2 protein-coding genes and 2 pseudogenes are annotated in these 3483 nt (G+C 67.2%); 3 read left to right on the top strand and 1 reads right to left on the bottom strand.

The features are described from left to right. Positions 1 to 202 (top strand): annotated as a pseudogene (locus Q4C89_RS11810) (hypothetical protein); the annotation flags it as partial. 58 nt (positions 203 to 260) lie between these two features. On the opposite strand, the gene Q4C89_RS11805 reads toward Q4C89_RS11810, so the two are convergent. Beyond that, complete coding sequence (locus Q4C89_RS11805; protein ID WP_303102813.1) at positions 261 to 1739, bottom strand: aspartate aminotransferase family protein; 1479 nt, start codon at positions 1737 to 1739, stop codon at positions 261 to 263. Positions 1740 to 2086: 347 nt separating this feature from the next. Between Q4C89_RS11805 and Q4C89_RS11800 the strand changes: the two genes are divergently transcribed. Both Q4C89_RS11800 and Q4C89_RS11795 read left to right on the top strand, forming a co-directional pair. After that, positions 2087 to 3307 carry a hypothetical protein gene (locus tag Q4C89_RS11800; RefSeq protein ID WP_303102812.1) on the top strand — a complete coding sequence of 407 codons (1221 nt, stop codon included), beginning with the start codon at positions 2087 to 2089 and terminating at the stop codon, positions 3305 to 3307. 17 nt (positions 3308 to 3324) lie between these two features. Then, positions 3325 to 3483 (top strand): annotated as a pseudogene (locus Q4C89_RS11795) (acetyl-lysine deacetylase); the annotation flags it as partial.

Raw genomic sequence — 3483 nt, 5'->3', positions numbered from 1 at the left:
GGTCTACGGGCAAGACGGCAAAGTGCCGCTGCTGTTCTTCTTCGTCGGCGCACAGGACCCCGAGAAGATCAAGGAAGCCGCTGCCACAGGTAAGCCGCTGGCCTTCAATCACTCTCCCTATTACGCGCCGCTGCCCGAACCCAGCATCAAGACGAGCGCTCAGGCGATGAGTCTGGCTGTCCTGAACTTGATGCCCAAGTAAGGGGCACGTCAGCAGGCCGGGGCTACGGGACGCAGAACTCCCGTAGCCCCGCTTCTGTTTAGCCGTCGCTGGGCGTGCGCTTCTTGGGCTTACTGGCGGCGAAACGGGCGAGTTCCAGCGTGACCTGGGTGGGCGTATGGGTGAGCAGGTGGCGCGAGGTGGGGTTGCGCCCGGCGAAGTGTTCAACCCGTTCCATCAGTTCGGTAAAGGTCTCCTGCGGCATGTCGAGGGCGGGGGAGAGGCGCACCACCCGCTTGCTGCTGAGGCTGAGGTTCGCCATCACGCGGGACTGGTGCAGTTCACGCAGGGCGAGGATGGCGGTGGCTTCGTGGGCCAGTTCGCGCAGGGCGCCCGGCAGCGGCAGGCCGACCACCGGCTGAAACTGCATGGCGAGCAAGAGCCCCTGTCCACGCACCGCTTCGAACAGGCGGGGGTAGCGCCGCTGCAATTCCTGCAATTTTGCTAGGCCCTGCTCGCCCAGGGCGCGGCTGCGGGCGGGCAAGTCGCTCTCCACCAGATATTCCAGCGACTTGAGGCCCACCGCCATGCTCAGCGCCCCGCCGCCGAAGGTGTTGGAGTGGCGCTTGCTGCTCAGGCCGCCCAGCATCTTCTTGTAGATAGGGTGGCGCACGATGGTCGCTCCGACGGGCACCAGTCCGCCCCCCAGCGGTTTGGCGAGGGTGACGATGTCGGGGTCGAGGCCCTGCGCCGCCGACTCGAACCAGTGCCCGGTGCGGCCCAGTCCGGTCTGGATTTCGTCGGCAATGACGACGATGCCGTGCTGCTGGCAGAACTCGCCCAGGCCCGACAGGAAGCCGGGAGGCGGAATGTTGACCCCGCCTTCGCCCTGAATCGGTTCGACGACCACCGCCACCACCTTGTCGGGCCCGACCCGGCGAATCAGGCTCTTGAGGGCGTCCAGATTGCCGTAGGGCGAGGTCAGTGCCCCCGGCACCAGCGGGCGGAAGGCGTCCTGATACTCGGGGTTGGGCGTCAGGCTGAGGCTGCCGTAGGTTTTGCCGTGATAGGCGCTGCCGAACGAGATGAAGTGCTCGGCGCGGGGCCGCCACGCCTTGGCGAATTTCATGGCCCCTTCAATGGCCTCGGTGCCGCTGGAGCAGAAAAAGACCTGACTGTCGCTGTGGCTGGGCAGTTCGCGGCTGAGCAGTTTGACCAGATTGGTCTGGAGGGCGGCCCGCCAGGGGCTGCTGGACTGCTGCGGCAGGGTCATGGCGCGGTTGTGTTCCAGAAATTCGCGCATAAACCCCGTGATGGCGGGCGGCATTTCCCCAAAAGGGAGCGCCGCGTAGCCGCAGGCGTTGATACGGCGCACGCCCCGCTCGTCTTCCAGTTCCCAGGGGGACACGCGGTAAAACGGCCCCGCCACCCCCAGAATGTCGAGGCCATAGAGCAGTTCCTCGTTGCCGTATTTCAGGTCGAGGTATTTGGCCTTGTCGGGCAGCAGGCGCTCGTGCAGCACGTCGTCGGCGCGGATAAACCCGCTGGGCAGGGAAACGGGCGGGGAAAGCTCGGTCATGGGCCAGAGTCTAGCGGGCCTGAAAGTCAAGCCTCATGGTCTGGGGGCTGAGGAGGCTGAAGACAGGGCGTTTTGGGAGCCGACCGCCCTACTTCTTCTGGGAGTCGGGGCAAGAAAAAAGCGGATGCAGCCGCCATTTTTCCTCTCAGGCTGTGCGGCGCTCCGGCCTCTAGACCCCTTGCCAGTGGCAGGCAACTTGGGGCAACTCATAGACCAGGGTGAACCCGGTATGCTGAGCGGCGATGAAGCGTGACAAGAGCAGGGAACAGAGCCGGGAGCAAGGTGACGTGCAGGCCGCGCGTCAGGCCAGCGCAGCAGGCGAGCAGCCCCGCCAGGGAGGACAGGAAATGAGCCAGCGTGTAGAAGGAGTTCTGAATGCCAGCGGCCTGCGCGGGCCTGCCATCGCTTCACTCGAAGGGGCGTCGGGCCTGTTCGTGCTCACCGACGAACAACTGCTTTTTCACGACGGACACGGCACCCGGCGCGTCACCTTGCGCGACCTCGCCCGCATTCACAGCGACGCCGAAGGCACCCTGCGCGTCGAGACCCCGGCGGGCGTGGCGATGAGTGCCAGCCTGATTGGGTTCGGTGGCGACGAAGTGCAGCAGTTTTTCGGACAGGTGCGCGACGTGACGGCGCGGGTCAAATCGCTGACCTCGCCGCCGCCTGTCACCTCGGCCCCCGTTGCCCGTCCCAGTGCCCCGGCCCGGCCTCCGGCGGCTCCCGCGCCTCAGTCCGCTCCCGCTGCGGCGCCCGCCGACCCCGACGAGGGCGTGAGCGTCACGGCGGTGCGCCGCCCGGCAGAAGAACCGCAGTTTTCCGGCCCGCCGCCCAAAATCACCGTCAACCGCCGGGGCCAGCGCGGCAGCCTGGACGCCGAGGACACGGGCGGGATGCGCGAAAACGCCCTGGGTCTCAGCGCCGCCGCCGGGAATGCCCTTGACCGTGACCTGCCGCCTCCCGGTTCGGTGGAGATTCGCGCCGTGCGGAAATCGCCCTCACTGACCGCGCCCACCGCGCCCGAATTTGCCGAGCCGGAGAGCGAGCAGATGGTGATCGGTGCCCGGCCCCAGGCGCCCGTCCAGGCCGCCGAAGTCCACTCCCTGCCCGACCCTGACCCGCAGCAGGTCGAGCAGATGGTCGTGACGGCAGCGCCCGTTCCCGTGGCTCAGCCTGCTGGAGCTGCCGCACCTGCCCAGCACTACACGGCGGCAGACCTCCGTGCCCAGGCGGGCAAAGTGCGCGGCGTACCGGGACGCCTCAAGTTGCTGGCGGGCGTGCTGCTGGTCGGCGCACTGATTACGGCGGTGCTGATGTTCCTCAACGCCCAGAAATTCCTGGGGCTGTGGGTCGTGCTGGCGGGCATCGTCGGTGCCGGGGCGCTTCTGAGCCTCGCCGAAGTCGCGCAGTTGCAGGCGATTCAGGGCGCGGTGCTGGCAGACTCGGACGCCCTGCAAAGCGCCCAGGCCGATGACGAGCACCACGAGCCGGAAGCGCAAGCCGCCGAAGACGAGGAAGAACAAGGTGCCCAAGCCGACACCGACGTTCAGGGAGAGCGCCAAGAGTGACGCCGACCTCCACCACCATGACGCAAGCGCGTGACCTGATCGTCGGGGCCGTTACCATCCCCTCGCTTTCCGGCGAAGAAACGGCGGTGGCGACCTTCCTGCGCGACTGGATGAGCGCCCGCGACTTTGAGGCGCAGATAGACGAGGCGGGCAACGCGGTGGGCGTGCGCGGCACT

This window comes from Deinococcus sp., from assembly GCF_030523985.1.
GTDB lineage: Bacteria > Deinococcota > Deinococci > Deinococcales > Deinococcaceae > Deinococcus.
Note: the sequence above shows the minus strand (reverse complement) of the source record. Positions and strands in the feature narration are given on the sequence as shown.

Coding starts and splice junctions, on each gene's coding strand:
- Q4C89_RS11800 (WP_303102812.1), top strand. CDS start 2,087: ATGAGCCAGCGTGTAGAAGGAGTTCTGAATGCCAGCGGCCTGCGCGGG.
- Q4C89_RS11805 (WP_303102813.1), bottom strand. CDS start 1,739: ATGACCGAGCTTTCCCCGCCCGTTTCCCTGCCCAGCGGGTTTATCCGC.